We start from the raw sequence: 19908 nt of genomic DNA on the forward strand, positions 1-19908 counted from the left end.
GCCCCCGCCGCATGATCGCTCGCGTCCCCTCTCGCCTCGCCCTGACCGTGCTCCTGGCCGCGGGCATCGCGGTCGCGGCCTCCGCGTGCGCGCCGTCCCCGGCGCCCGCGCCGACGATGCCGGGCGACGGAGGCACGACGGAGACCGTCGCACCCGTCGACCCGAGCGCCTCCCCCGGCCCGGAGGAGACGGGGAACGCGGTCGACCCCGCGACCGTGACGTGCGAGAACCTCATCGGCCCCGATCTGGTCACCGAGCTCACCGACCAGGGGTGGACCGCGAGGAAGGACCCGTTCGTCATCGGCGACACCGAGCTCGCCGACGGGACGGCGTGCACGTGGGGCGACTTCGACAACACGACCGGCGACGACCTGCTGCTGTTCGGCTGGTCCCCCATCACCGCGGAGGAGGCCGCCACCGTGCAGACCTCGCTGGAGGCGGAGGGGTGGATCGCCGAGGACGGATCCGAGGGGCTGTACGTCACCGAGGACCCGGCACAGGCGATCGCCGTCGACGAGGACGGCTACGGCATGACGTACCTGTTCGGGGACGGCTGGGTCATGGTGTCCGACACCAAGCAGGGACTCATCCTGATCGAGCGCCCCGGCGCATAGCCGGCTCGTCTCCCGCGGTCCTCTGCCCGGCCGGGCAGCGATGCCGGGCGGTGATGGTCGCGCGGCGGCCTCCGAAGTAGAGTCGGGGCGGAAGCGTCGGGGCGGAAGCGTCGGAGGACGCGAGGAGCCGAGCGCGGAGGGCACCGATGGCACACGTCGACACGATCGTGGTCGGAGCGGGCGTCGCCGGACTCACCGCCGCCGGACTCCTCACCGACGCGGGGCGCCGCGTCGTGGTCCTGGAGGCACGCGATCGCGTCGGAGGACGCGTCTGGAGCGATGACGACGGCGGCGTCGTCACCGACCGCGGCGCGTCCTGGATCCACGGCATCACCGACAGCCCCGTCGCCGCCGCCGCTTCGGCCTTCGGCATGCGGATGGTCGAGTTCACCGTCGGCGGCTACCAGCCCGACAGCCGGCCGATCGCCTACTACGGGCCCGACGGGCGCCGGCTGTCGGATGCCGACGCGCAGCAGCACATCGACGACATCCACGCGGTCGACGCCGCGCTGGTCGAGATCATCGCGGCGTCGGCTGCCGACGCCTCGTACCGCGACGTCACGGAGCGCGCCCTCGCGGCGCAGGAGTGGGAACCCGACCGCGCCCAGCGCGTGCGGGAGTACCTCGAGCACCGCAGCGAGGAGCAGTACGGCGCCTGGATCGAGGACCTGGCCGCCCACGGCCTCGACGACGACGCGATCGACGGGGACGAGGTCGTCTTCCCGGAGGGGTACGCCCGACTCCCGGAGGGACTCGCCCGGGGTCTCGACGTACGGCTCGGGCACCTCGTCACGCGGGTGGCCTGGTCGGCCGACGGCGTGACCGTGCACGTGGGCGACGAGGCGTTCACCGCCGACACGGCGGTCGTCACCGTCCCCGTGGGCGTGCTGCAGTCCGGCGCCTTCGAGATCGAGCCTCCGCTTCCTCCCGAGGTGGCCGCGCCGCTGTCGCGTCTGCGGATGAACGCCTTCGAGAAGGTCTTCCTGCGCTTCCCCACCCGGTTCTGGGACGAGGGCGTCTACGCGATCCGGCAGCAGGGACCGGAGAGCCGGTGGTGGCACTCCTGGTACGACCTGACCCCGCTGCACGGCGTCCCCACACTCCTCACCTTCGCCGCCGGTCCCGCCGCCGTGCAGACCCGCGACTGGACCGACCGGGAGATCGTCGACGCGGTCCTGGCCCAGCTGCACCGCCTGTACGGCGAGCGGGTCGAGCAGCCGACGCACGTGACCGTGACCGACTGGCAGGACGACCCGTTCAGCCACGGCTCCTACGCCTACATGACGGTCGGTTCCACGACGGACGACCACGATGCGCTCGCCATGCCCGTCGGCGGCGTCCTCCATCTCGCCGGCGAGGCGACCTGGACCGAGGACCCCGCCACGGTCACCGCGGCGATGATGTCGGGTCACCGCGCCGCCTCGCGGATCCTGCAGCGCGACATCGCCATCGAGCGGGCCTGGCTGAGGGACTGACCCCGCGCGGCGCCCGCCGGGCGGACTACATCTCGGGTTTGCGCCGTCTCGCCGCCCGCTCCCTCTCCCGGTCTCGCAGGCACGCCACCACTTGGGTGCCGATCCGCCGGCCCCATCGCGCGTAGGTCCGGGCGGTGAGATCGTTCGCCGCGTCGAGGGCGATCATCGGCGTGCCCGAGGCGGCGCAGATCCGCCGCGTCTCGGCGTCCAGCAGCCGGGCATGGCGCCCGGTCAGGCGACGCGCGAACGGCGAGAGGGTGCGGGTCAGCTGCATGCTGGCGGTGCTCGTGACGACGATCGATGCGGAACTGCCGACCGTCAGGGTGAGCAGCGTCGAGGTGTTGTACAGGCGCGATCTCTCGCGAGCGGCGGCGGACCCGTCCTCGGGGCGGTCCCACAGCTCGCCGTCGATGATGATCCACGCGATGACGATGGCGATCGAGGCGATCGAGGCGGCGCCCAGACGCCAGCCCGACAGGGATGCCGCCAGCAGCCACACCGTCGGCTCGATGGTCGCGACCGCGCCGGTGGCCAGCGCGGCGACGAGGGCCGACTTGAGCCCCGCGGCGAGGAGCCACGGCCGGTTCGCGAGCACCATGCCCAGGAGAACCCGACCCCGCCCGCTCAGACCCGGGAGCGTCACCCGCTCCTCGTGCGGCGGCGAGGACCCCGCCATGTCGGTGACGAGTCCGCGCACCGTGCGACGTGCGCGGGAGCGGACGCGGAGGCCTCCCAGAGCGGGCAGCGACAGCACGGCGGCTTTGCGTCGCGTGTCGAGCGCCGCGACGAGGTAGCGCCCGTCGTCGTCGCGGAGCGGGAGCTCCGTCACACCGATCACGAGGTCCCACTGATGGGCCAGGGCCCGCGCCCGCAGCCGCGCCAAGGCGATGTCGACATCCTCGGAGCCCAGCGTGAAGGGCTCGCTCACGAACTCGACCTCCCACACCTCGGCGGTCGCCTCCGCGGACGGGGTGAGGTCCGTCATGCGGCGCGCCACGTCGGTGGGCGATGCGGGATCGGCCACCAGTCCTACCCGGATCGGCTCCATGCCCGCACCGTACACCCCGCCTTCGGGCCGGACGACGGCCGTCACGACGAAGGGCCCGGGATCCGCGTGGCGACGCGGCTCTCGGGCCCTTCTTCGTGTGACAGCGGCATCGTGGAGATGGGGGGAATCGAACCCCCGTCCATCGCTGAAAAGCGGCGTCTTCTCCGGGCGCAGTCTGTGTAAGTCGTTCTGCTCGGCCCCAACCCTTGGTCACAGACACCCGAGTTGACGAGCCCAGTCCGGGAGAAGTCCCACGCGACGTCCGGACGCCGTCGCGCAGCAAGATCCCTTAGATGACGCCAGGGAACGTGACGGGATCAGTCACGCACTGACGGACTCGGGCTCGCTGCTCAGGCAGCGAGGGCGAAGTCGGACTGCTTCTTTTCGGCAGTTATTGTTTCGCAGAGATCGTTAACGAGATAACCCTGCATCCTCGGCCCGCTTCCCGCAGCAACGCAGGCGATGTCGAAACCGATCATCCCCGAGGCGCCGTTGAGGCAGAGGCCACTGTCACACTGTGGAGTTGTCATCCCTCACGGGAATCGAGTTCCCGGATGCGTGCACCCGAGCATTACAGCTTACAACACATGCCCACCTCCCACCATTCCACGTAGAGTCGCGGCATGAGCGAAGTCATCATCACCGTCCGCGGCGAGAACGAGGCGCGCGTCGCCCCCGAGCGCGCGGTCGCGCACGTCTCCGTCACCGCCGACGGTCCCGAGCGGGGTGCCGTGGTGGAGCGGATCGCCGCGCTGGCGACTCCCGTCCGCGACGACCTCGCGGCCCGCAAAGCCGCCGGGGCGCTGACGGACTGGTCCAGCCAGCGCGTCTCGGTCTGGTCGGAACGGCCCTGGAACAACGAAGGCCGCCAGCTCGCCCTCGTCCACCACGCCTCGGTCGAGCTGACCGCCACCTTCACCGACTTCATGGTGCTCTCGGACTGGCTGAACGGGCTCGCCGAGCGCGACGGCCTGCAGGTCGGCGCCGTCGAGTGGCTGCTCTCCCCCGAGACCCGGTCCCGCGTGGAGCGCGACGTGGCCACGGCGGCGGTCGCGGTGGCCGTCGACCGCGCCACGGCCTACGCGGGCGCCCTCGGGCTGACGGCGGTGACGCCGCTGGAGATCGCCGACCTGGGGCTGCTCACCGGCGGGCAGGAGGGCGCGCCGTCGCCGAGGATGTTCGCGAAGGCGGCGATGGACTCCGCGGGAGCTCCGGCGGTGGACTTCCAGCCCGACGACATCGTGGTCTCCGCCGCGGTCGAGGCGCGCTTCCGCGCGGCCTGACCGTCGTGGCCGCAGGCGTCAGTCGCCGAGTCGGTTGCGCGTGCGCATCGCCCGCTCGGCTTCGCGCTTGTCCTCGCGCTCGCGGATCGTCTGGCGCTTCTCGTACTCGCGCTTTCCCTTCGCGACCGCGATCTCGACCTTGGCACGACCGTCGCTGAAGTAGAGCTTGAGCGGCACCAGCGTGTAGCCGCCGGCACTGACCGCGTGCGAGAGCTTGATGATCTCGTCCTTGTGGAGGAGCAGCTTCCGGGTGCGCTTGGCCGAATGGTTCGTCCAGTGTCCCTGCGAGTACTCGGGGATGTTCACGGCGTCGAGGTAGGCCTGACCGCCGTCGATGTACGCGTAGCCGTCGCTGAGGTTCGCCCGTCCCTGACGCAGCGACTTCACCTCGGTGCCCGTCAGCACCAGGCCCGCCTCGTACGTCTTCTCGATGGCGTACTCGTGGTGCGCGCGACGGTTGGTCGCGATGACCTTCTCCCCGCGTTCCCTGGGCATGATGACTCCTCGTGGTTCGCCGTCCGGACAGGTCGTGGGGACGGCAGCCGTCCAGCCTACCTCAGGCGCGGAGCCACCGTCGGATCGCGAACCCGGCCGACGCCGCCGCCAGGACCAGCCCGATGACGATGAGCGCCGGGATCACGACCGCGGCGTCCCGCATGCCCACCCAGGAGGTGATGAAGTCCACACGGTCCCGCAGGTAGCCGTTCACGCCGAACTGGATGCCGGCGACGATGGCGATGCTCGCCAGTACCGATCCGATGAGCGCCGCGAACATGCCCTCGAGGATGAAGGGGGTCTGGATGAACCGGTTCGATGCGCCCACGAGTCGCATGATCCCGAGCTCCCGTCGCCGCGCGAAGGCCGAGAGGCGGATCGTGGTGGCGATGAGGAGCACGGCGGCGATGAGCATCAGCACGGCGATGCCGACCGCGATGTAGGTGGCGACGGTGAGCGCGGAGAACAGCGGATCCAGGTACTGCATCTGGTTCTGCACGCCGTCGACGCCCGCCATGCTGCGGAACGCCTCTTCGATCACGTCCGCGCGCGTCGGGTCGACGAGGTTGATCCGGAAGGCCTCGTTCATCTGATCCTCGGTCACGAACTCGGCGTAGTCCTCGCCGTAGAGGTCGAGCACCGCCTGGTACGCCTCTTCCCGCGACTCGAAGTCGTAGTCGCTGACCACCGACTGCAGCGCGGGACTGTCGAGCTTCTCCTGCACGGCGAGGATCTGATCGTCGCTGGCCACCCCGTCGGTGCAGTTCGGTCCCGACGAGATGGAGCTGCACAGGAACACCGCCACCTGCGCGCGATCGACCCAGAAGTCGTGCATCTTGGCGATCTGCATCTGCATGAGCATCGCGGCGCCGACGAAGGTGAGCGAGACGAAGGTGACGAGGATGACCGAGATCACCATCGACGCGTTGCGACGGAGCCCCAGGAGCGCCTCGCCCAGGATCAGGCCGATTCTCACGAGGTCGGCCCCACTTCGTCGTCGTCCTCGTCGGCCAGGCCCAGGCGGTCGGCGGCGCCGAGCCCACCCAGTCCGAGCTCCTGCAGGTCGACCGCGGGCGCGGCGATCTGGATGGGCCGGGTCGAGGGCTCCGGCTCCGCCGGGGCGGGTGGTGTCGTCACCTCGGGCGTCACCGGCGCCTGATCGGCGGCAGGAGACGCCGCCACCGCCGCGGCCGCCGCGGAGGCCGCCGCCGCAGCAGCCGCTGCCGCCGCCGATGCGGGCTGGGCGGCGATCTCCCGCTGCAGCTGGAGCACCGCCGTGAGCGCCGCCGTGGCCGCCGCGCCTCTCTCCTCCTGCGGCGCGAGACTCGGGATCGCGGAGGTGTCGCCGTAACCGCCGTGGTGGTCGTCGCGCACCAGCACGCCGCCGCGCAGCTCGATCACGCGCCGCTGCATCTCGTTCACGAATCCGGCCTCGTGGGTGGCCATCACCACCGTCGTACCGCCGGCATTGATGCGGCTGAGCAGCTGCATGATGTCGACCGAGGTCGCGGGGTCGAGGTTTCCGGTCGGCTCGTCGGCTAGGAGGATCTGCGGGCGGTTGACGAGCGCGCGGGCGATGGCCACGCGCTGCTGCTCACCGCCGGAGAGCTCATGCGGCAGCCGCTTGTCCTTGCCCTCGAGGCCGACGAGCGCCAGCACCTCGGGGACCGCCTGCTGGATGAACGCGCGCGACGAGCCGATGACCTGCAGTGTGAAGGCGACGTTCTGGAACACGGTCTTCCCCGGCAGCAGCCGGAAGTCCTGGAAGACCGACCCGATGTGGCGCCGGAAGTACGGCACCTTGCGCGTGGACAGGGTCCGCAGGTCGCGGCCGAGCACGACCACGCGGCCGTCGCTCGGGCTGTCCTCCCGCAGGATCAGGCGCAGGCACGACGACTTGCCGGAGCCGGAGGCGCCGACGAGGAACACGAATTCTCCGCGCTGCACCTCGAAGCCGACGTCGTGCAGCGCCGGCTTGCTCGTCCCGCGGTAGCGCTTGGTGACGTTCTCGAACCGGATCATGACCCGTCGAGCCTAAGCGCGGCCGTTGCGGATGCCGGACGCGACACCCGCAACGCGTCAGGAAGGCTCGAGCACGCCGCGCACGATCGAGTCGCCGGAGTGCGCCTCGTCGCCGTCGTCGGGCTCCTGGGAGATGTCGACGACGCGGAACACCGCGGTGTCCACGTCGGCGGGGATCTCGAACGTGCCGCTCCGGCCGTCGAGCACGCCGAGGCTCACGAGGTCGCTGCCGTCCTCGGTCAGCAGCCACACCTCACGGTGGCCGTCGGCGGGGACGTCGGCGTCGAGCTCGACCACGACCCGCTCGGCTCCGGTCGGCTCGCGCTCGAGCGCCGCCGATCCCGAGGCTCCTGGGTGCGCGGGGAACGCGTCGAGCACGGCGGTGGCCACATCGACGGGCCGCGGCACGACGAGGAGGGCGACGATCAGCACGACGGCGGCGGCGCCCACCAGCCCCGAGACGAGCAGGGCGGGGCGCAGGCGCCCCCGGCGCCGGCCGCGCGCGACGCGGTGGGCGCGACGCGGCGAGGAGCCCCCGATCGACGGGTTCTGCGCGGCAGGGGAAGCCGGCACCGAATCGGGCGACGGAGCGGAGTCCGGCGCGGGGGCCGAGTCCGGCGCGGCGTCGTCGCGGATCTCCGCCGCGATGGCGTTCCACACCCGCGGGGCGGGAGACACCAGCTCCGAGACGGGAGCGCGCCGCGCCGTCTGCACCGTGCGCTCCAGCGCGGCGAGCTCGTCGCGGCACACGCTGCAGTCACGCAGGTGCTCGGCCTGCGCGGCGTCGAGCGCGAGCTCGCCGAGGGCGACCATGGCCAGGTCGTCGGGGTCAGTGTGCGACATGGCTGCCCTCCAATCTCGTTCTCATGCGCTGCAGACTTCGTCTCAGGTGACTCTTCACGGTACCCAGTGGCATCCCGAGTCTCTCGGCGATTTGGGTGTGGGTCAGGTCGTCGTAGAAGGCGAGCCGGATGACGACCTGGGCGTCCGGCTCCAGTCTGTCGATCTCGTGGGCGACCATCACCGCCTCGGTGGGATCGGCGGCCTCCTGCACCGCAGGCTCGACGCTGCCCTTCAGCGCGTCGATGACCCGGTGCTCCTTGGCACGGGCCCGGTGCGCGTCGGCGATGCGGCGACGGGCGATCGCGACCAGCCACGTGGCCAGCGACGCCTTGGACGGATCGAAGCCGGCCCGGGATCGCCACGCCGACACGAAGGTCCACTGCGTGACGTCCTCCGCCTCGCTCACATCGCCCAACGACCGCAGCGCGATCGTGTACACCAGTCGCGACCAACGGTCGTAGACCGCCTTGAGCACCGCCTCGTCCGCCTGCGCGAACGCCAGATCGAGGTGCCTCTCCTCCGCGTCGTCGATGACGCACTCCTCTCCGAGCTGCGGGATCGCGATGGTCATCGGACTCACCCCGCCGGGTGGGCGACCGCGACCACATTGTCACTGTACGACCTCGTGGCCTCGTCGAACGACCCGCCGCACGTGATGATGACGAGCGCCGGCTCGCCGGTCCGCGCGAAGAACTCGTCGACGGGGAGCTTCGCCCGCGGGATGTAGTCCACGGTGGCCACCACGAACCGCGAGGTCTCGCCCTCGGCGTCGCGCACCGTGATCTCGTCGCCCGCTTCGAGCTCGCGCAACCGCGCGAGCGGACCGATACCCCGCACGCGCGAGTCCACGTGCGCCGCGACCACCGCCGACCCCTCCGGCGCTCCGGGAACCGGGCCGTAGCGGTACCAGCCCGCCACCGCCGGGTTCTCCGGGATCTCCATCGAGCCGTCGCGCTGCACCCCCACGGGGTCCACCGGGAGAGTCGCGTCGATCGCGGGGATAGCGATCCGCACGGGCTCCGGATCGGGAGCCGCCACCGGGGGCGGCGTCGCCTTCGTCACCGGCACGTCGACCACGGCCGTCGGGGCCGGCGCCGCGGTGGCGGGGGGCGTGGCGCGCTCCCCCTCGGCCATCCCGTCTCCGGGAGCCGAGGGGGAGCACGCGGTCAGCAGCGACGCGGTCACGACGGCCCAGACGGCGGCCGCCACGGATGTGCCGCGCCGCATCATCAGCTGCGCTGCGCGGCGACGCGACGGACGACGAGGACCGAGGCGAGACCGAGGAGCAGGAGGCCGCCGGCCACCACGCCGATCGGCGCCCACGATCCGCGGTCCTCCGCAGCGAGACCGGCCGAGCCGGTGTTCACGCCGTCAGGGTCGGAGTGCAGGCCCTCGACGGTCTGCACGGCGAGGGCGAGGTTCTCGTCCTCGGCGCTGCCCCACGCGTACACGATGGTGAGCGTGCCGTCGGCGATCTCCACGTCTGTCGGTCCGAGCACCGGGTCGGTCGTTCCCGCCAGCGCGACCGCGGCCGACACGGTGCCGGCGGCGAGGTCGAGCGTCGCCTCGTCGGGGTTCTCCAGCCCCTCGACGACGGCGTCGCCACCCGCCAGGATGTCGACGGCGGGGGCGGCCGCCACGTGACGGACGGTCAGTCGTCCCTCGCCGGCGGCGGTCTCGGAGGTGTCGTTCGTGAAGAGCGTCGCCGTGGGCTCGCCCGCGTCGGTGAGGTGCGCGGCCGCCGTGTACGACATACCGCCCTCGAGCGTGAGGCTGACCGGTCCCAGCACCGGGTCGGAGTCGTCGGCGGCGTCCGTGGCCGTCAGGGCGACGTCGTAGTCGCCGGCCGGGAGCTCGAGCGGTCCGGCGAGGTCCCCGGGCTGGAAGTCGTCGAGAGTGAGATCCCCGTTGACATAGACGTCGACGGGGGTGTCGGGGATGCCGTGCAGCACCGACAGGGTGGCGTCTTCAGAGGTCGCGGCGTTCGCCGGTCCCGCGACGGTGACCGCCGCGAGCCCCGCGATGGCGAGGCCGACCAAGATCCTGGATCGCATGTCGTTCTCCTTCCGTGCGGCGCGCGTATCGCGCCGTCATGGAGGTATTCGCACGAATGCGCGCAGGCGGATGCAGCGGTGGGGAGAACTTTTCCGGGGTGGTCCGGCAGCGCGACTCAGTCGTCGTCTTTGCGCTTGCGCCAGCGGATGCCGGCCGCGATGAGGCCGTCGAGGTCGCCGTCGAAGACCGAGGCGGGGTTGCCGACCTCGTAGCCGGTGCGGAGGTCCTTGACGAGCTGCTGGCCGTAGAGGAAGTACGAGCGCATCTGGTCGCCCCAGCTGGCGGTGATCACACCGGCCAGCTCCTTCTTCTTGGCGGCCTCCTCTTCCTTCTGCAGAAGCATGAGGCGCGTCTGGAGCACCCGCATCGCGGCGGCGCGGTTCTGGATCTGGCTCTTCTCGTTCTGCATCGAGACGACGATCCCCGTCGGGATGTGCGTGATGCGGACCGCCGAGTCGGTGGTGTTGACCGACTGGCCGCCGGGCCCCGAGGAGCGGAAGACGTCGACGCGGATGTCGCCTTCGGGGACCTCCACCTCCTGGGCCTCCTCCATGACGGGGATGACCTCGACGGCGGCGAAGCTCGTCTGCCGCTTGTCGGCCGAGCCGAACGGGCTGATGCGGGCGAGACGGTGCGTGCCGGCCTCGACCGACAGCGTGCCGTAGGCGTAGGGGGCGTCGACCTCGAAGGTGGCCGACTTGATGCCGGCGCCCTCCGCGTAGGACGTGTCCATGACCTTCACGGGGTACTTGTGGCGCTCGGCCCAGCGCAGGTACATGCGCAGGAGCATGTCGGCGAAGTCGGTGGCGTCGTCGCCGCCGGCGCCGGAGCGGATCGTGACGACGGCGGAGCGCGCGTCGTACTCGCCGTCGAGGAGGGTCTGCACCTCGAGCTGCCCGATGGCATCCTGGAGGTTGGCGAGCTCGGTGCGCGCCTCGGCGGCGGAGTCCTCGTCCTCCATCTCGTTGGCGAGCTCGATGAGCACCTCGAGGTCGTCGAGCCGCTGCCCGATGTCGTTCACGCGCTTGAGCTCCGACTGACGGTGGCTGAGCGCGCTCGTCACCTTCTGCGCCTTCTCGGGGTCGTCCCACAGGTCGGGGGCGCCGGCCTCGTCGGAGAGTCGCTCGATCTCCGTGCGGAGGCCGTCGACGTCGACCACCGCCTGGATGTCGGCGAAGGTGGAGCGGAGGGCCTGGATGTCGGCGGACAGATCGAGTTCGAGCATGGCACCCCCAGACTAACGTGGAAGGGTGACCCCGGATGCCTCCTCCGCGCCCGCCGAGGAGCCGATCGGGCGGATCCTGTGGCGGCTCGCCCCCATGATCTACGGACCGACGGTCCTCTTCGCCCTCGGCGAGGGCGCCGTCATCCCGCTCCTGCCCGTGCTGGCCTCCGCCCTCGGCGCCGACGTCCCGACCGCCGCGCTCGTGGCGGCCGCGCTCGTCGTCGGGCAGCTCTGCGGCAACCTGCCCGCCGGCTGGGCGGTCGCCCGGATCGGCGAGCGCGTCACCATGGCGATCGGCGGCGGGGTCGCCCTCGCCGGCACCGCCGGACTCGTCTGGGCGCCGAGCCTCGGCGTGCTCGCGGCCTCCGTCTTCGTCATCGGGCTGAGCGCCGCGGCCTTCGGGCTGGCGCGGCACTCGTTCATGACGACGCGAGTGCCTCTCGCCTTCCGCGCGCGGTCGCTGTCACTGCTGGGCGGCACGTTCCGACTCGGCATGTTCGTCGGTCCGTTCGTCGCCGCCGCGCTCATCGGACTGTTCGGGGATCCGCACGCCACGATCTGGTTCTTCGGGTTGTGTCTCGTCGCCGCCGTGCTGCTCGTGCTCCTGGGTCCCGATCCCGAGGTCGAGGCGGCGGTCGCCACGACGCGCGCCGCCGGCCGCCGCGGCCGCAATGGCTCCGGCGACGACGTGGAGGACACCGGCGAGGCCGTCACCGGCGCCGTTCCCACGCGTCGCGATCCCGGCACCGGCGTCATCCGCACGATGTGGCGCCACCGCGGGGTGCTGGCGCGCCTCGGCGTCGCCGCCGCGTCGCTGTCGGCCGTGCGCTCGGCCCGACAGGTCGTGCTGCCGCTGTGGGGTGTGTCGATCGGGCTCGACGCACAGACCATCGCCCTCGTCGTCGGCGTGTCGGGGGCCATTGATTTCGCCCTGTTCTATGCGAGCGGGCAGGTGATGGACCGGTTCGGGCGCCTGTGGGCGGCTCTTCCCGCCATGCTCCTCATGGGGCTCGGATTCGTCGCGCTGTCGTTCACGCACGACGGCGATCAGGCGGCCATGTGGTTCGCCCTCTTCGCCGCGGTGCTCGGTGTCGGCAACGGCCTGTCGAGCGGCATCCTGCTGACGCTCGGCGCCGACGCCGCCCCCCAGTCCGACCCGGCCGCCTTCCTCGGCTCGTGGCGAACGCTGACGGATGCCGGTGGGGCCATCGCCCCGCTGATGGTGTCGGCCGTCGCCGCCGCCTTCTCGCTGTCGATCGCGACGGGGCTGATGGGCGCGGTCGGACTGCTGGGCGCCGCCGCGTTCGCACGGTGGGTGCCGCGGTTCGTGCCACGTCGGTGAGCAGCGGCGGTCAGCCGAGCGCGGTGCGCGTCGTGGCGGTCGCATCGATGGTGACGCCGTCGGGCACGAAGAGGCTCAACACCGGCGGGCGCCATCGCAGCCTCACCGTCACGCGCGCGGAGGTGCCGTCCGGCGCGGACGCCGAGACGAGCTCCACTCCCCCGAACTCGTTGAGCAGTGCGGCGGCCTGACGTCGCACCTCCGCGTCGGTCAGCCGAGCGGCGGCGGTGCCGTCTACCACTTCGACCTCGAATCCGTCCGCTCCCGCCAGCGCCGCCGCATCGGCCGCGGCGTCTGCGCGCTTGTGCGCGAGATAGAGGCTTGTGGCGTCGGCGCAGACGAGGATGAGCGCCAGCGCGAGGACCGCGAAGCCGATGGTGAGAAGCATCGCCGTGCCGCTGTCGTCGGTGGCCCCCGCCGACCTCGGCTCCGCCGGTCTCGACTGCGCGGACGGGACGTTCACTGCCCGCCCCATCCGCGTGACACCCGCTGCACTCCGGTGGCCTCCACGGTCACCCTCGCGCGATCCTCGAGGTCGAGGACGGCGGGCACGAGCGGGAGCGGGACGTCGACCGTCACCGTCACGCGGATGAGAGCGCCCGCCGCAGGACACGGCGTCACGGGTTCACAGCGCACATCCATGTCGACCGACTCCGCCTCCCAGCCGTTCTGGGTGATGAGGCTCCCGAGGATGTCGTCGATGCGTCCCTCTGCCTCCGCATCGTCGTTCGCCGTCGCGATGGCGCGCGCCAAATGCCGTGACGCGCTGTCAGCCGCCATCGCCCCGCTCTGGATCTGTCCGAGGGCAATCACCAGGTAGACGAGCGGGACCAGGAGCACCAGCCCGACGAGGAGGAACTCGATGGCTGCGGATCCGTCTTCGTCACTCCAGACTCTCGAGCGGTGCACGTGCCGTCACCTCCCATCCCTCGGGTATCCCGAAGAGTCCGATGATCGGAAGGCGGGTGGTGACGCGGACCTCCACGACAGCGGTGCCCCCTCGGCCCACCAGGCGTGCCGTCGCAGAGTCGACGAATCCGTCGCCGACGGCACGCTCGAGGATCGCGCGTGCACGTGCGGCTCCTTCGGCGGTCTGGACGTCGGCCAGCGCGGCGAAGTACGCGCCCTCGACCGCGGCATCCTGCGTGAGGTTTCGCAGATAGACCGCCACCGCGAGCTGAAGCACACCCAGCGTCAGCGCTGTGAGCACGATGCTCACGAGCAGGAACTCGACAGCGCTCGAACCGCGGTCGTCTCTCAGCAGACCGCGCACCGGTGGTTCAGAACCCCGACACGCGACTGATCGCCTGCTCGAACAGCTGCGCGAGCGCCGGTCCCGCCAGAGCCCAGATCGCGACGACCAGCCCCGCCGTCATGAGCGTCACGAGCACCCAGCTCCGCATAGACTGACACCTATGACACGGAAGCTCGTAGATCTCTACCTCAGGCTCAGCGTTGACCGTGAGGGGAAAGACTCTCTGGAGCGACAGGAAGCCGACCTTCGAGCATGGGCGAAGCGCGAGAAGCTCACCGTGCGGAAGGTCTGGAAGGACGCGGGCAAGTCGGGCTTCAAGGCCGACGTCCACCGACAGAACTTCGAGTCAGCCGTTCACGCCGTCAGTACCGGCGAGGTCGGCACGCTGGCCGTCTGGAAGCTCGACCGGCTCTCCCGTCGCGGCGCTGGCCAGGTGGGTCTACTGCTCGATCAGGTGGAAGCCGCCGGATCGCGCATCGTCTTCCTGAAGGACAATCTCGATAGCCGCGAGTCCTCAAACCGAATGCTCATCATCATGGTCTCGGAGCAAGCCCGCGCCGAGTCCGCGAACACCAAGCTGAGGGTGCGCGAGAAGATCGCCGCCGACGCGATCAGGGGCGTCCCCAAGGGTGGAACACGCCCCTTCGGATGGGAGCCGGGCGGCATCACGCTTCGACCCTCTGAGGCCGATCTAGTGCGCGTGGCCGTGGCCGACTATCTCGGCGGTCGGCGCTCCCTGCTGAGGATCGCGAAGGACTGGAACGCGGCGGGCGTGCAGACAGACGGGATGAAGCGCGAGCGCGTCGGGCGTGACGGCGTGAAGCGCCCCGCCCGTGGCATCTGGACGGCGACGACGGTTCGTCAGCTACTGCTTCGTGAGCGCAACGCGGGGCTACTAGTGCACGACGGCGCGGTGATGCCCAAGAGCAAGATCAAGCCCATCATCACGACGGAAGAGCATGAGGCGCTGAAGGGTCGCGTCAAGGCCGGAACGCCCCTCTCTGAGCGCGCTGTGACCTTGCTTGGCGGCATCATTCGGTGCGAGTGCGGAGCACCGATGCACGGCACGATGAGCTACAGCCAGCGGGCCAAGGAGCGGGGCAACGTCCCGGCGGGCAAGCGCTACACATACACGCATTACAAGTGCTCTCAGGCGCTCTATGACAAGTCGCGTCGGCACGCATCCATCGTGCAGAAGATCGTGGATGACCTCATCATCGCGATGCTGTGGGCGGACCTGTACAGCGGCAAGCTCGACACGCCCGGCGACGACGTGACGGCGGCGCTCGCGGACGTCAGCGCGCGGCTGAGGGAGAACTCCGAGGGCATCGACCACATCGCGGGAGTGCTGAACGACTTCAAGCTGAAGTCCATACACGGGCGCTCGCGCGGCGACCTGGCCAAGCTCGAAGTCGAGCGCGCCGCCCTGGAACGAGAGCGCGACGGACTGCTTGCACGAGCGGCTGAGGGTGGCGCGCTCGCCGCCTTCCTGGAGGAATGGCGACGGTCCCCCGAGGGGTTCACCGGTACCGAAGACCGCGAGGCGTGGGAAGCCCAGTTCTGGGCCGTGTGGAACAGCGTCCCCATCGAGCGGAAGCACGCGCTGATTCGGGCGCGTTATCGTCCCGTGGTGAAGGTCGGCGGGCGTGGCATCGAGCGGGTGCGCATGGCTCCCCTGAGCGCCTGAGCGCCCCCGGATGCCGTCTCCATCTCTCAGAGCCGCCGTAGAGTGCCGATCATGGATGACGACGAACGCGAGGAAGCCGAAGAGCTGAAGCGGGCAATCGCCGGATGGATCGACCGCGAGCTTGCGAAGCGCGCTCAGGCGCTAGACGACGACGCGAGCCCTGAGCCCGACCCTGAGCGCGAAGAAGCCGAAGGGCGAGCGGTCTTCGGCCTCGTGGCGGCGCACGCCTTCGCGCTGGACGGAATCAACCTCCGAGCCCCGGCAGAGATCGCGGCGGCGCGTGCCGACCTTGAAGAGCTAACGGGCGAGAGCGACCCCACGGGAGTCTGGGAGCGGGCTACCGACAGGCTCGCGATGCTGGCAGGAAGGTTGCTTCGTGAGCTGGCCAACGCGCACGGGGTAACCGTTGCCGAAGAGCTTCGTCGGCGGCGCTGGGGCGAGTAGGCGCGGGCAATCCGACTTTCGGAGCCGCATTCTGAGGCGCGAAAAGTCGCGGCGGAAGTCTCCGAATCCGGGGGCGGGGTATCTGCCACGAGTAAAGTCGACCCCATGGGCCGACCACGAATCGACGAGAGCCTCGCAGACCGCTACGGCACGTTGCACTCGATCACGGTTCATCCGACCGACAAAGACACCTATCGAGCACGGGCTCGTGTCTGCTACCTGAGCCCCGAGGGCGAGTGGAAGTGGGTTGCTCGGTGCCTTGACGGGCCGACGCCCGAAGCGGCGCGCGCCGATCTCATCGAGCGCGTAACCGGCGTGATCGGGTGTCGGACCCAGGACGAGATGAACCACATCACGGGCGGTCTGCATCGCGGACACCAGCACGTGCCCGCTGGAGCGCTCCCCCAGGGGTGAGTGGCTCAGCTCTCCCGAGTCGTTAGCGCGTAACGTCTGACGCCTCGGGCAGAATGGGCGGTATGGGTCAGCTTCAAACGCTCGGTGATGTCGTGCGCGCAACGGTCGTTCTCGGAGTCGAGGCGGAAGCGCTGACGGACGCCGAGCGGGCGCTCATCGAGGAGCACCGAGACGGCGGAGTAGCTCCCGACGCCGACAAGCTCGGCGCGGAGATCTTCGCGGGTGGCGACCCACTCGGAGACGCATACGCCGAGATCGTGTCAGCCGCCGACCGTCGCCCCCTCGGGCAGACCTACACGCCCGCTCCGATCATCGAGTCGATGCTCGCGTGGGCGTCGCGCCGACCGAAGCCGGGGCGCATCGTCGATCCCGGCGCGGGGTCTGGACGCTACCTGCTGGCGGCGGCTCGCGCATTCCCTGAGGCGGATCTCGTGGCGCTGGAGATCGACCCCCTTTCGGGTCTCATGCTCCGCGCGAACGTGCGCGCGGCTGGGCTGTCCGACCGTGCCGAGGTCATCCTCGGCGACTACCGCTCGGCGAACCTGGCGCGCATCGAGGCCCCGACGCTTTACATCGGCAATCCGCCGTATGTCCGGCACCACCAGATCGACCCCGACTGGAAAGAGTGGCTCGTCACCACGGCGCTGAGTCAGGGCTACAAGGCGAGCAAGCTCGCGGGGCTTCACATTCACTTCTTCCTCGCGACCGCCGAGCACGCGCGCGAAGGTGATTACGGCGCGTTCATCACCAGCTCGGAATGGATGGATGTCAACTACGGCAGTGTCCTGCGCGAGTTGCTCCTCGGCTCGCTCGGCGGAACCGAGATCCACGTCATCGACCCCACGGCTGAGACGTTCGCAGACGCGACCACCACGGGCGCGATTACGTGCTTCGAGATCGGCGGCGCTGAGCCGTCGATGCGTCTTCGACGTGTCGAGTCCGTCGAGGCGCTGGGCGCTCTCGGGCTCGGAGCCGAGGTCTCGCGGGCACGCCTCGCAGAGTCGAGCCGTTGGTCGGTGCTCATGCGAACCGCTGTACAGGTTCCCGAGGGTCACATCGAACTCGGCGAGCTGTGCCGCGTGCACCGTGGCACCGTGACCGGCGCGAACGCCGTTTGGGTCGCGCGTCCCGGCGCGGTCAAGTTGCCCGAGTCTGTGCTCTTCCCCTCGGTGACCAAGGCTCGCGAACTCTTCAAGGCGGGCGTGCGTCTGACGGATGAGGAAGATCTCCGGCGCGTGATCGACCTGCCCGTCGATCTCGACACCCTCTCAACCGAGGATCGGAAGCTCGTAAATCGGTTCCTGCGGACGGCGAAGCTCTCCAACGTGCAAGCGGGCTACGTCGCCGCCAATAGGCGCGCATGGTGGAGCGTGGGACTGCGCAAGGCCGCTCCCATCCTGGCCACGTACATGGCGCGACGCCCGCCCGCGTTCGTACTGAACGATGTCGAGGCGCGCCATATCAACATCGCGCACGGTCTCTATCCCCGCGAGGAGCTGTCGCCCGTGGTGCTGGATGCTCTCGCGCTTCATCTGCGCTCCGCCGTCGAACTGTCCCAGGGACGCACGTACGCGGGCGGACTCACCAAGTTTGAGCCGCGCGAGATGGAACGCCTGACGATCCCCGATCTCGCGCAACTGCGCGCCGAGGTTGGGGTCTAGACGATGCCGAGCCGCCCGACCTGGACCGAGGACCAACTCCGAGCAAGCTCTCGACAGGCAATCGAGATCTTCCGCGAGGAGAGGCTCATCGAGCCGCTGGAGAAGTACCTAGAGATCTTCGACGACTACCGCGCCGCCGTCGAGGATCTCATCGAGGGGACGGTCGATCTCTCCCAGCTTTCGGCACAAGCCGTCGAGTATGTCGCCGACGAGAAGTCGCTCGTAGCAATCCGATATCTCGCCTCGCCTTTCATCTCAGAGGATGACCTCAAAGTATTGGCCGATGCGTCACTCGCGCCGAGCGTGCTCCGCAAAGATCCCGTCATGGCTGGCCGCATCGTCGAGGCCGTCATGACGGCTCTGGATCGGCGGCGGTTCCCATGGGTCGGCGAGGACCGCGAACCGACCGAGGGTGAGCGCGAGAGTGCGATCCTCTCGACGACTTCCATCATCGCGACCTCGCGCGCACAGACCGCGAGGCGGAGCACGTCCAAGGATGAGCAAGAGGAAGCCGTCAAGGCGCGGCTACGCGCTGAGGGATTCACCGAAGTACCGACGCGCCCGATCCCGAACTCGGCGAGTGCTCCCGAGCCGGGCGAGTTCTGCGCCGAAACGATGTTCGGCACGCGCAAGGCCGATGTCGTCATCCGGCTCTGGGACGGTAGGACGATGCCGCTGGAGTGCAAGGTGAGCAACTCCTCTACCAACAGCGTCAAGCGCCTGAACAACGATGCCGCCGTCAAGGCGAAGATCTGGATTCACGAGTTCGGTGTGAACAACGTCGTGCCCGCCGCGATGCTGTCGGGCGTCTTCAAGGTGCACAACCTTGTGTCTGCCCAGGCGGACGGCCTCACGTTGTTCTGGGCGCATGATCTCGACGCCTTCGTCGAGTTCATCGACTCGACGATGAGCTAGGGCTCAGATAGCCTCTGAGCGCCGCTGACGGTCTGCCGCTTTCCGCATGGCGCGGAGGTGCCGCTCCTCCCACAAGTCTTTCTCAGACGATCCCAGCTCGTCCCAGTTGATCGGGCGGCGGCGCAACAGTTCCGCCGACTCCTCGGGAGTCTTGGCGATCATGACGTGGCCTTTCCCGAGGTCGTGAGCCGGTAGACGGTCGCGATGCTGACGCCCAGCGTCTTGGCGATCTCGGGCACCCTCTCGCCCGCGTTCCGGAGCGTCTGAGCCTTGCGAGCTGTCGCCGAGTCGGCGACGCGCGGTCGCCCGCCCGTGCGCCCCTGAGCCTTGGCGGCGGCGAGTCCCGCCGTCGTGCGCTCGCGGATGAAAGAGCGCTCCAGCTCGGCGAAGATCGCGAGCATCTGGAGCATGGCCTTGCCCGTGCTCGTGGTCGAGTCGAGGCCGTCGCCGATGCTGTGCACGTGGATGCCCCGCGCCGTCAGGTCTTCGATGAGCTGGGCGACATGCGCCGTCGAGCGCCCGAGCCGGTCGAGCTTGTAGACCGTGATGACGTCCCCCGGCTGAGCGTCGGAGAGCATCGCGTCGAGGGCGGGGCGGGTCGTCTTCGATCCGCTCACACCGTGGTCCGCGTAGCGGTTCCGCTTCAGCACGCCCGCGCCGTCGAGGGCATCGTGCTGGAGCGTCTCATCTTGCTTGCCCGTGCTCACGCGCACGTAGCCAAGCCGGGTGCCGGTCGGGGTCTTGCTCGTCGTCGTCATGCGTCTAGTGTCTCATCTACTCATACGTTTATGCAACGCTCAAACGTACGAGTTATGAGAGAGCATTTAGTCGTCAGCTCGCGCCCATTTCGACCCCTCGCGGCGTTCTCATCTGAGCATCGTTTTTGAGAGATGCGCGCTACATCGTTTCGAGAATCGACCCGAAGGCGCCTCGGTTCCACGAGGTCAGCGCGGCATGGCCTTGAAGGCGACCGCCCCCGGCATCCGTACCCAGGAGGTGAAGACGGATGCCGGGGGCGTCTGGCCGAACCTGCTCGATGAGGCCACTCACTCGGAGCCGGTCAGCCGGTCGGTGCGAAGATGCACGGCGGGTCAGGCCGTGCCACCGACATTTGGAGCCGCACGAGGGCT

The 19908-nt window shown here is 69.8% G+C and carries 23 protein-coding genes and 1 other RNA gene; 9 read left to right on the top strand and 15 right to left on the bottom strand.

The window, feature by feature from the left end; translation table 11 throughout:
• Positions 1 to 11 precede the first annotated feature (11 nt).
• Together QQZ13_RS02090 and QQZ13_RS02095 are read left to right on the top strand one after the other, a co-directional pair.
• Positions 12 to 614, top strand: coding sequence for a hypothetical protein (locus QQZ13_RS02090; RefSeq protein WP_284527468.1), 603 nt, complete (start codon positions 12 to 14; stop codon positions 612 to 614).
• Between the two features lie 146 nt (positions 615 to 760).
• On the top strand, positions 761 to 2089 hold the full coding sequence (locus QQZ13_RS02095) for an NAD(P)/FAD-dependent oxidoreductase (RefSeq protein WP_284527469.1): 1329 nt from the start codon (positions 761 to 763) through the stop codon (positions 2087 to 2089).
• A 25-nt stretch (positions 2090 to 2114) separates the two neighbouring features.
• Here the strand turns inward: QQZ13_RS02095 and QQZ13_RS02100 are convergent, their stop codons facing one another.
• Positions 2115 to 3137, bottom strand: a complete 1023-nt coding sequence (locus tag QQZ13_RS02100; protein WP_284527470.1) for a hypothetical protein — start codon at positions 3135 to 3137, stop codon at positions 2115 to 2117.
• Between the two features lie 109 nt (positions 3138 to 3246).
• Positions 3247 to 3620: a transfer-messenger RNA gene (gene ssrA, locus QQZ13_RS02105) on the bottom strand.
• A gap of 140 nt (positions 3621 to 3760) precedes the next feature.
• Here ssrA and QQZ13_RS02110 point away from each other — a divergent pair.
• Positions 3761 to 4420 carry an SIMPL domain-containing protein gene (locus tag QQZ13_RS02110; protein WP_284527471.1) on the top strand — a complete coding sequence of 220 codons (660 nt, stop codon included), beginning with the start codon at positions 3761 to 3763 and terminating at the stop codon, positions 4418 to 4420.
• A gap of 18 nt (positions 4421 to 4438) precedes the next feature.
• Here the strand turns inward: QQZ13_RS02110 and smpB are convergent, their stop codons facing one another.
• From smpB to prfB, 8 genes are all read right to left on the bottom strand, one after another.
• Positions 4439 to 4915 carry an SsrA-binding protein SmpB gene (smpB, locus tag QQZ13_RS02115; protein ID WP_284527472.1) on the bottom strand — a complete coding sequence of 159 codons (477 nt, stop codon included), beginning with the start codon at positions 4913 to 4915 and terminating at the stop codon, positions 4439 to 4441.
• A gap of 61 nt (positions 4916 to 4976) precedes the next feature.
• On the bottom strand, positions 4977 to 5891 hold the full coding sequence (gene ftsX / locus QQZ13_RS02120) for a permease-like cell division protein FtsX (protein WP_284527473.1): 915 nt from the start codon (positions 5889 to 5891) through the stop codon (positions 4977 to 4979).
• On the bottom strand, positions 5888 to 6937 hold the full coding sequence (gene ftsE / locus QQZ13_RS02125) for a cell division ATP-binding protein FtsE (RefSeq protein WP_284527474.1): 1050 nt from the start codon (positions 6935 to 6937) through the stop codon (positions 5888 to 5890). Before ftsE ends, ftsX begins: the two co-directional genes overlap by 4 nt.
• A 57-nt stretch (positions 6938 to 6994) precedes the next feature.
• On the bottom strand, positions 6995 to 7780 hold the full coding sequence (locus tag QQZ13_RS02130; protein WP_284527475.1) for an anti-sigma factor: 786 nt from the start codon (positions 7778 to 7780) through the stop codon (positions 6995 to 6997).
• Positions 7767 to 8351 (bottom strand): RNA polymerase sigma factor, encoded by a 585-nt coding sequence (locus tag QQZ13_RS02135; protein WP_284527476.1) that lies wholly within the window; start codon positions 8349 to 8351, stop codon positions 7767 to 7769. Before QQZ13_RS02135 ends, QQZ13_RS02130 begins: the two co-directional genes overlap by 14 nt.
• A gap of 5 nt (positions 8352 to 8356) precedes the next feature.
• Positions 8357 to 8989, bottom strand: coding sequence for a class F sortase (locus QQZ13_RS02140; RefSeq protein WP_284527477.1), 633 nt, complete (start codon positions 8987 to 8989; stop codon positions 8357 to 8359).
• Positions 8990 to 9009: 20 nt separating this feature from the next.
• The gene (locus QQZ13_RS02145) at positions 9010 to 9834 is read right to left on the bottom strand and encodes a DUF4397 domain-containing protein (RefSeq protein ID WP_284527478.1); all 825 of its coding nucleotides are present in this window, start codon (positions 9832 to 9834) and stop codon (positions 9010 to 9012) included.
• 116 nt (positions 9835 to 9950) lie between these two features.
• Complete coding sequence (gene prfB / locus QQZ13_RS02150) at positions 9951 to 11060, bottom strand: peptide chain release factor 2 (protein ID WP_284527479.1); 1110 nt, start codon at positions 11058 to 11060, stop codon at positions 9951 to 9953.
• 94 nt (positions 11061 to 11154) lie between these two features.
• Here prfB and QQZ13_RS02155 point away from each other — a divergent pair, with 94 nt between their 5' ends.
• Complete coding sequence (locus QQZ13_RS02155; protein WP_284528009.1) at positions 11155 to 12402, top strand: MFS transporter; 1248 nt, start codon at positions 11155 to 11157, stop codon at positions 12400 to 12402.
• A gap of 10 nt (positions 12403 to 12412) precedes the next feature.
• On the opposite strand, the gene QQZ13_RS02160 is transcribed toward QQZ13_RS02155, so the two are convergent.
• The 4 genes from QQZ13_RS02160 to QQZ13_RS02175 are packed head-to-tail and all read right to left on the bottom strand — an operon-like array spanning position 12413 to position 13805.
• The gene (locus tag QQZ13_RS02160; protein ID WP_342395255.1) at positions 12413 to 12865 is read right to left on the bottom strand and encodes a pilus assembly protein TadG-related protein; all 453 of its coding nucleotides are present in this window, start codon (positions 12863 to 12865) and stop codon (positions 12413 to 12415) included.
• On the bottom strand, positions 12862 to 13311 hold the full coding sequence (locus QQZ13_RS02165; protein WP_284527480.1) for a TadE family protein: 450 nt from the start codon (positions 13309 to 13311) through the stop codon (positions 12862 to 12864). Before QQZ13_RS02165 ends, QQZ13_RS02160 begins: the two co-directional genes overlap by 4 nt.
• On the bottom strand, positions 13286 to 13675 hold the full coding sequence (locus tag QQZ13_RS02170) for a TadE/TadG family type IV pilus assembly protein (RefSeq protein WP_284527481.1): 390 nt from the start codon (positions 13673 to 13675) through the stop codon (positions 13286 to 13288). Before QQZ13_RS02170 ends, QQZ13_RS02165 begins: the two co-directional genes overlap by 26 nt.
• A gap of 7 nt (positions 13676 to 13682) precedes the next feature.
• Positions 13683 to 13805, bottom strand: coding sequence for a hypothetical protein (locus QQZ13_RS02175; RefSeq protein ID WP_284528039.1), 123 nt, complete (start codon positions 13803 to 13805; stop codon positions 13683 to 13685).
• 12 nt (positions 13806 to 13817) lie between these two features.
• Here QQZ13_RS02175 and QQZ13_RS02180 point away from each other — a divergent pair, with 12 nt between their 5' ends.
• The 5 genes from QQZ13_RS02180 (at position 13818) to QQZ13_RS02200 (ending at position 18778) form a co-directional block, all read left to right on the top strand.
• A complete protein-coding gene (locus QQZ13_RS02180; protein ID WP_284527482.1) occupies positions 13818 to 15344 on the top strand; it encodes a recombinase family protein in 1527 nt (508 codons plus the stop codon).
• A 51-nt stretch (positions 15345 to 15395) separates the two neighbouring features.
• Positions 15396 to 15788, top strand: coding sequence for a hypothetical protein (locus tag QQZ13_RS02185; RefSeq protein WP_284527483.1), 393 nt, complete (start codon positions 15396 to 15398; stop codon positions 15786 to 15788).
• Between the two features lie 105 nt (positions 15789 to 15893).
• Positions 15894 to 16202: a hypothetical protein gene (locus tag QQZ13_RS02190; RefSeq protein WP_284527484.1), complete on the top strand. Its 309-nt coding sequence runs from the start codon at positions 15894 to 15896 to the stop codon at positions 16200 to 16202.
• Between the two features lie 62 nt (positions 16203 to 16264).
• Positions 16265 to 17863, top strand: coding sequence for an N-6 DNA methylase (locus QQZ13_RS02195; RefSeq protein ID WP_284527485.1), 1599 nt, complete (start codon positions 16265 to 16267; stop codon positions 17861 to 17863).
• 3 nt (positions 17864 to 17866) lie between these two features.
• Positions 17867 to 18778 carry a XamI family restriction endonuclease gene (locus tag QQZ13_RS02200; protein WP_284527486.1) on the top strand — a complete coding sequence of 304 codons (912 nt, stop codon included), beginning with the start codon at positions 17867 to 17869 and terminating at the stop codon, positions 18776 to 18778.
• Positions 18779 to 18936: 158 nt separating this feature from the next.
• Here the strand turns inward: QQZ13_RS02200 and QQZ13_RS02205 are convergent, their stop codons facing one another.
• Positions 18937 to 19536: a recombinase family protein gene (locus QQZ13_RS02205; protein WP_284527487.1), complete on the bottom strand. Its 600-nt coding sequence runs from the start codon at positions 19534 to 19536 to the stop codon at positions 18937 to 18939.
• Positions 19537 to 19908: the final 372 nt, after the last annotated feature.

This window comes from Microbacterium sp. T2.11-28 (assembly GCF_950097975.1).
Taxonomy (GTDB): Bacteria; Actinomycetota; Actinomycetes; order Actinomycetales; family Microbacteriaceae; genus Microbacterium.

Coding starts and splice junctions, on each gene's coding strand:
- QQZ13_RS02090 (WP_284527468.1), top strand. CDS start 12: ATGATCGCTCGCGTCCCCTCTCGCCTCGCCCTGACCGTGCTCCTGGCC.
- QQZ13_RS02095 (WP_284527469.1), top strand. CDS start 761: ATGGCACACGTCGACACGATCGTGGTCGGAGCGGGCGTCGCCGGACTC.
- QQZ13_RS02100 (WP_284527470.1), bottom strand. CDS start 3,137: ATGGAGCCGATCCGGGTAGGACTGGTGGCCGATCCCGCATCGCCCACC.
- QQZ13_RS02110 (WP_284527471.1), top strand. CDS start 3,761: ATGAGCGAAGTCATCATCACCGTCCGCGGCGAGAACGAGGCGCGCGTC.
- smpB (WP_284527472.1), bottom strand. CDS start 4,915: ATGCCCAGGGAACGCGGGGAGAAGGTCATCGCGACCAACCGTCGCGCG.
- ftsE (WP_284527474.1), bottom strand. CDS start 6,937: ATGATCCGGTTCGAGAACGTCACCAAGCGCTACCGCGGGACGAGCAAG.
- QQZ13_RS02130 (WP_284527475.1), bottom strand. CDS start 7,780: ATGTCGCACACTGACCCCGACGACCTGGCCATGGTCGCCCTCGGCGAG.
- QQZ13_RS02135 (WP_284527476.1), bottom strand. CDS start 8,351: ATGACCATCGCGATCCCGCAGCTCGGAGAGGAGTGCGTCATCGACGAC.
- QQZ13_RS02145 (WP_284527478.1), bottom strand. CDS start 9,834: ATGCGATCCAGGATCTTGGTCGGCCTCGCCATCGCGGGGCTCGCGGCG.
- prfB (WP_284527479.1), bottom strand. CDS start 11,060: ATGCTCGAACTCGATCTGTCCGCCGACATCCAGGCCCTCCGCTCCACC.
- QQZ13_RS02155 (WP_284528009.1), top strand. CDS start 11,155: ATGATCTACGGACCGACGGTCCTCTTCGCCCTCGGCGAGGGCGCCGTC.
- QQZ13_RS02175 (WP_284528039.1), bottom strand. CDS start 13,805: ATGCGGAGCTGGGTGCTCGTGACGCTCATGACGGCGGGGCTGGTCGTC.
- QQZ13_RS02180 (WP_284527482.1), top strand. CDS start 13,818: ATGACACGGAAGCTCGTAGATCTCTACCTCAGGCTCAGCGTTGACCGT.
- QQZ13_RS02185 (WP_284527483.1), top strand. CDS start 15,396: ATGGATGACGACGAACGCGAGGAAGCCGAAGAGCTGAAGCGGGCAATC.
- QQZ13_RS02190 (WP_284527484.1), top strand. CDS start 15,894: ATGGGCCGACCACGAATCGACGAGAGCCTCGCAGACCGCTACGGCACG.
- QQZ13_RS02195 (WP_284527485.1), top strand. CDS start 16,265: ATGGGTCAGCTTCAAACGCTCGGTGATGTCGTGCGCGCAACGGTCGTT.
- QQZ13_RS02200 (WP_284527486.1), top strand. CDS start 17,867: ATGCCGAGCCGCCCGACCTGGACCGAGGACCAACTCCGAGCAAGCTCT.
- QQZ13_RS02205 (WP_284527487.1), bottom strand. CDS start 19,536: ATGACGACGACGAGCAAGACCCCGACCGGCACCCGGCTTGGCTACGTG.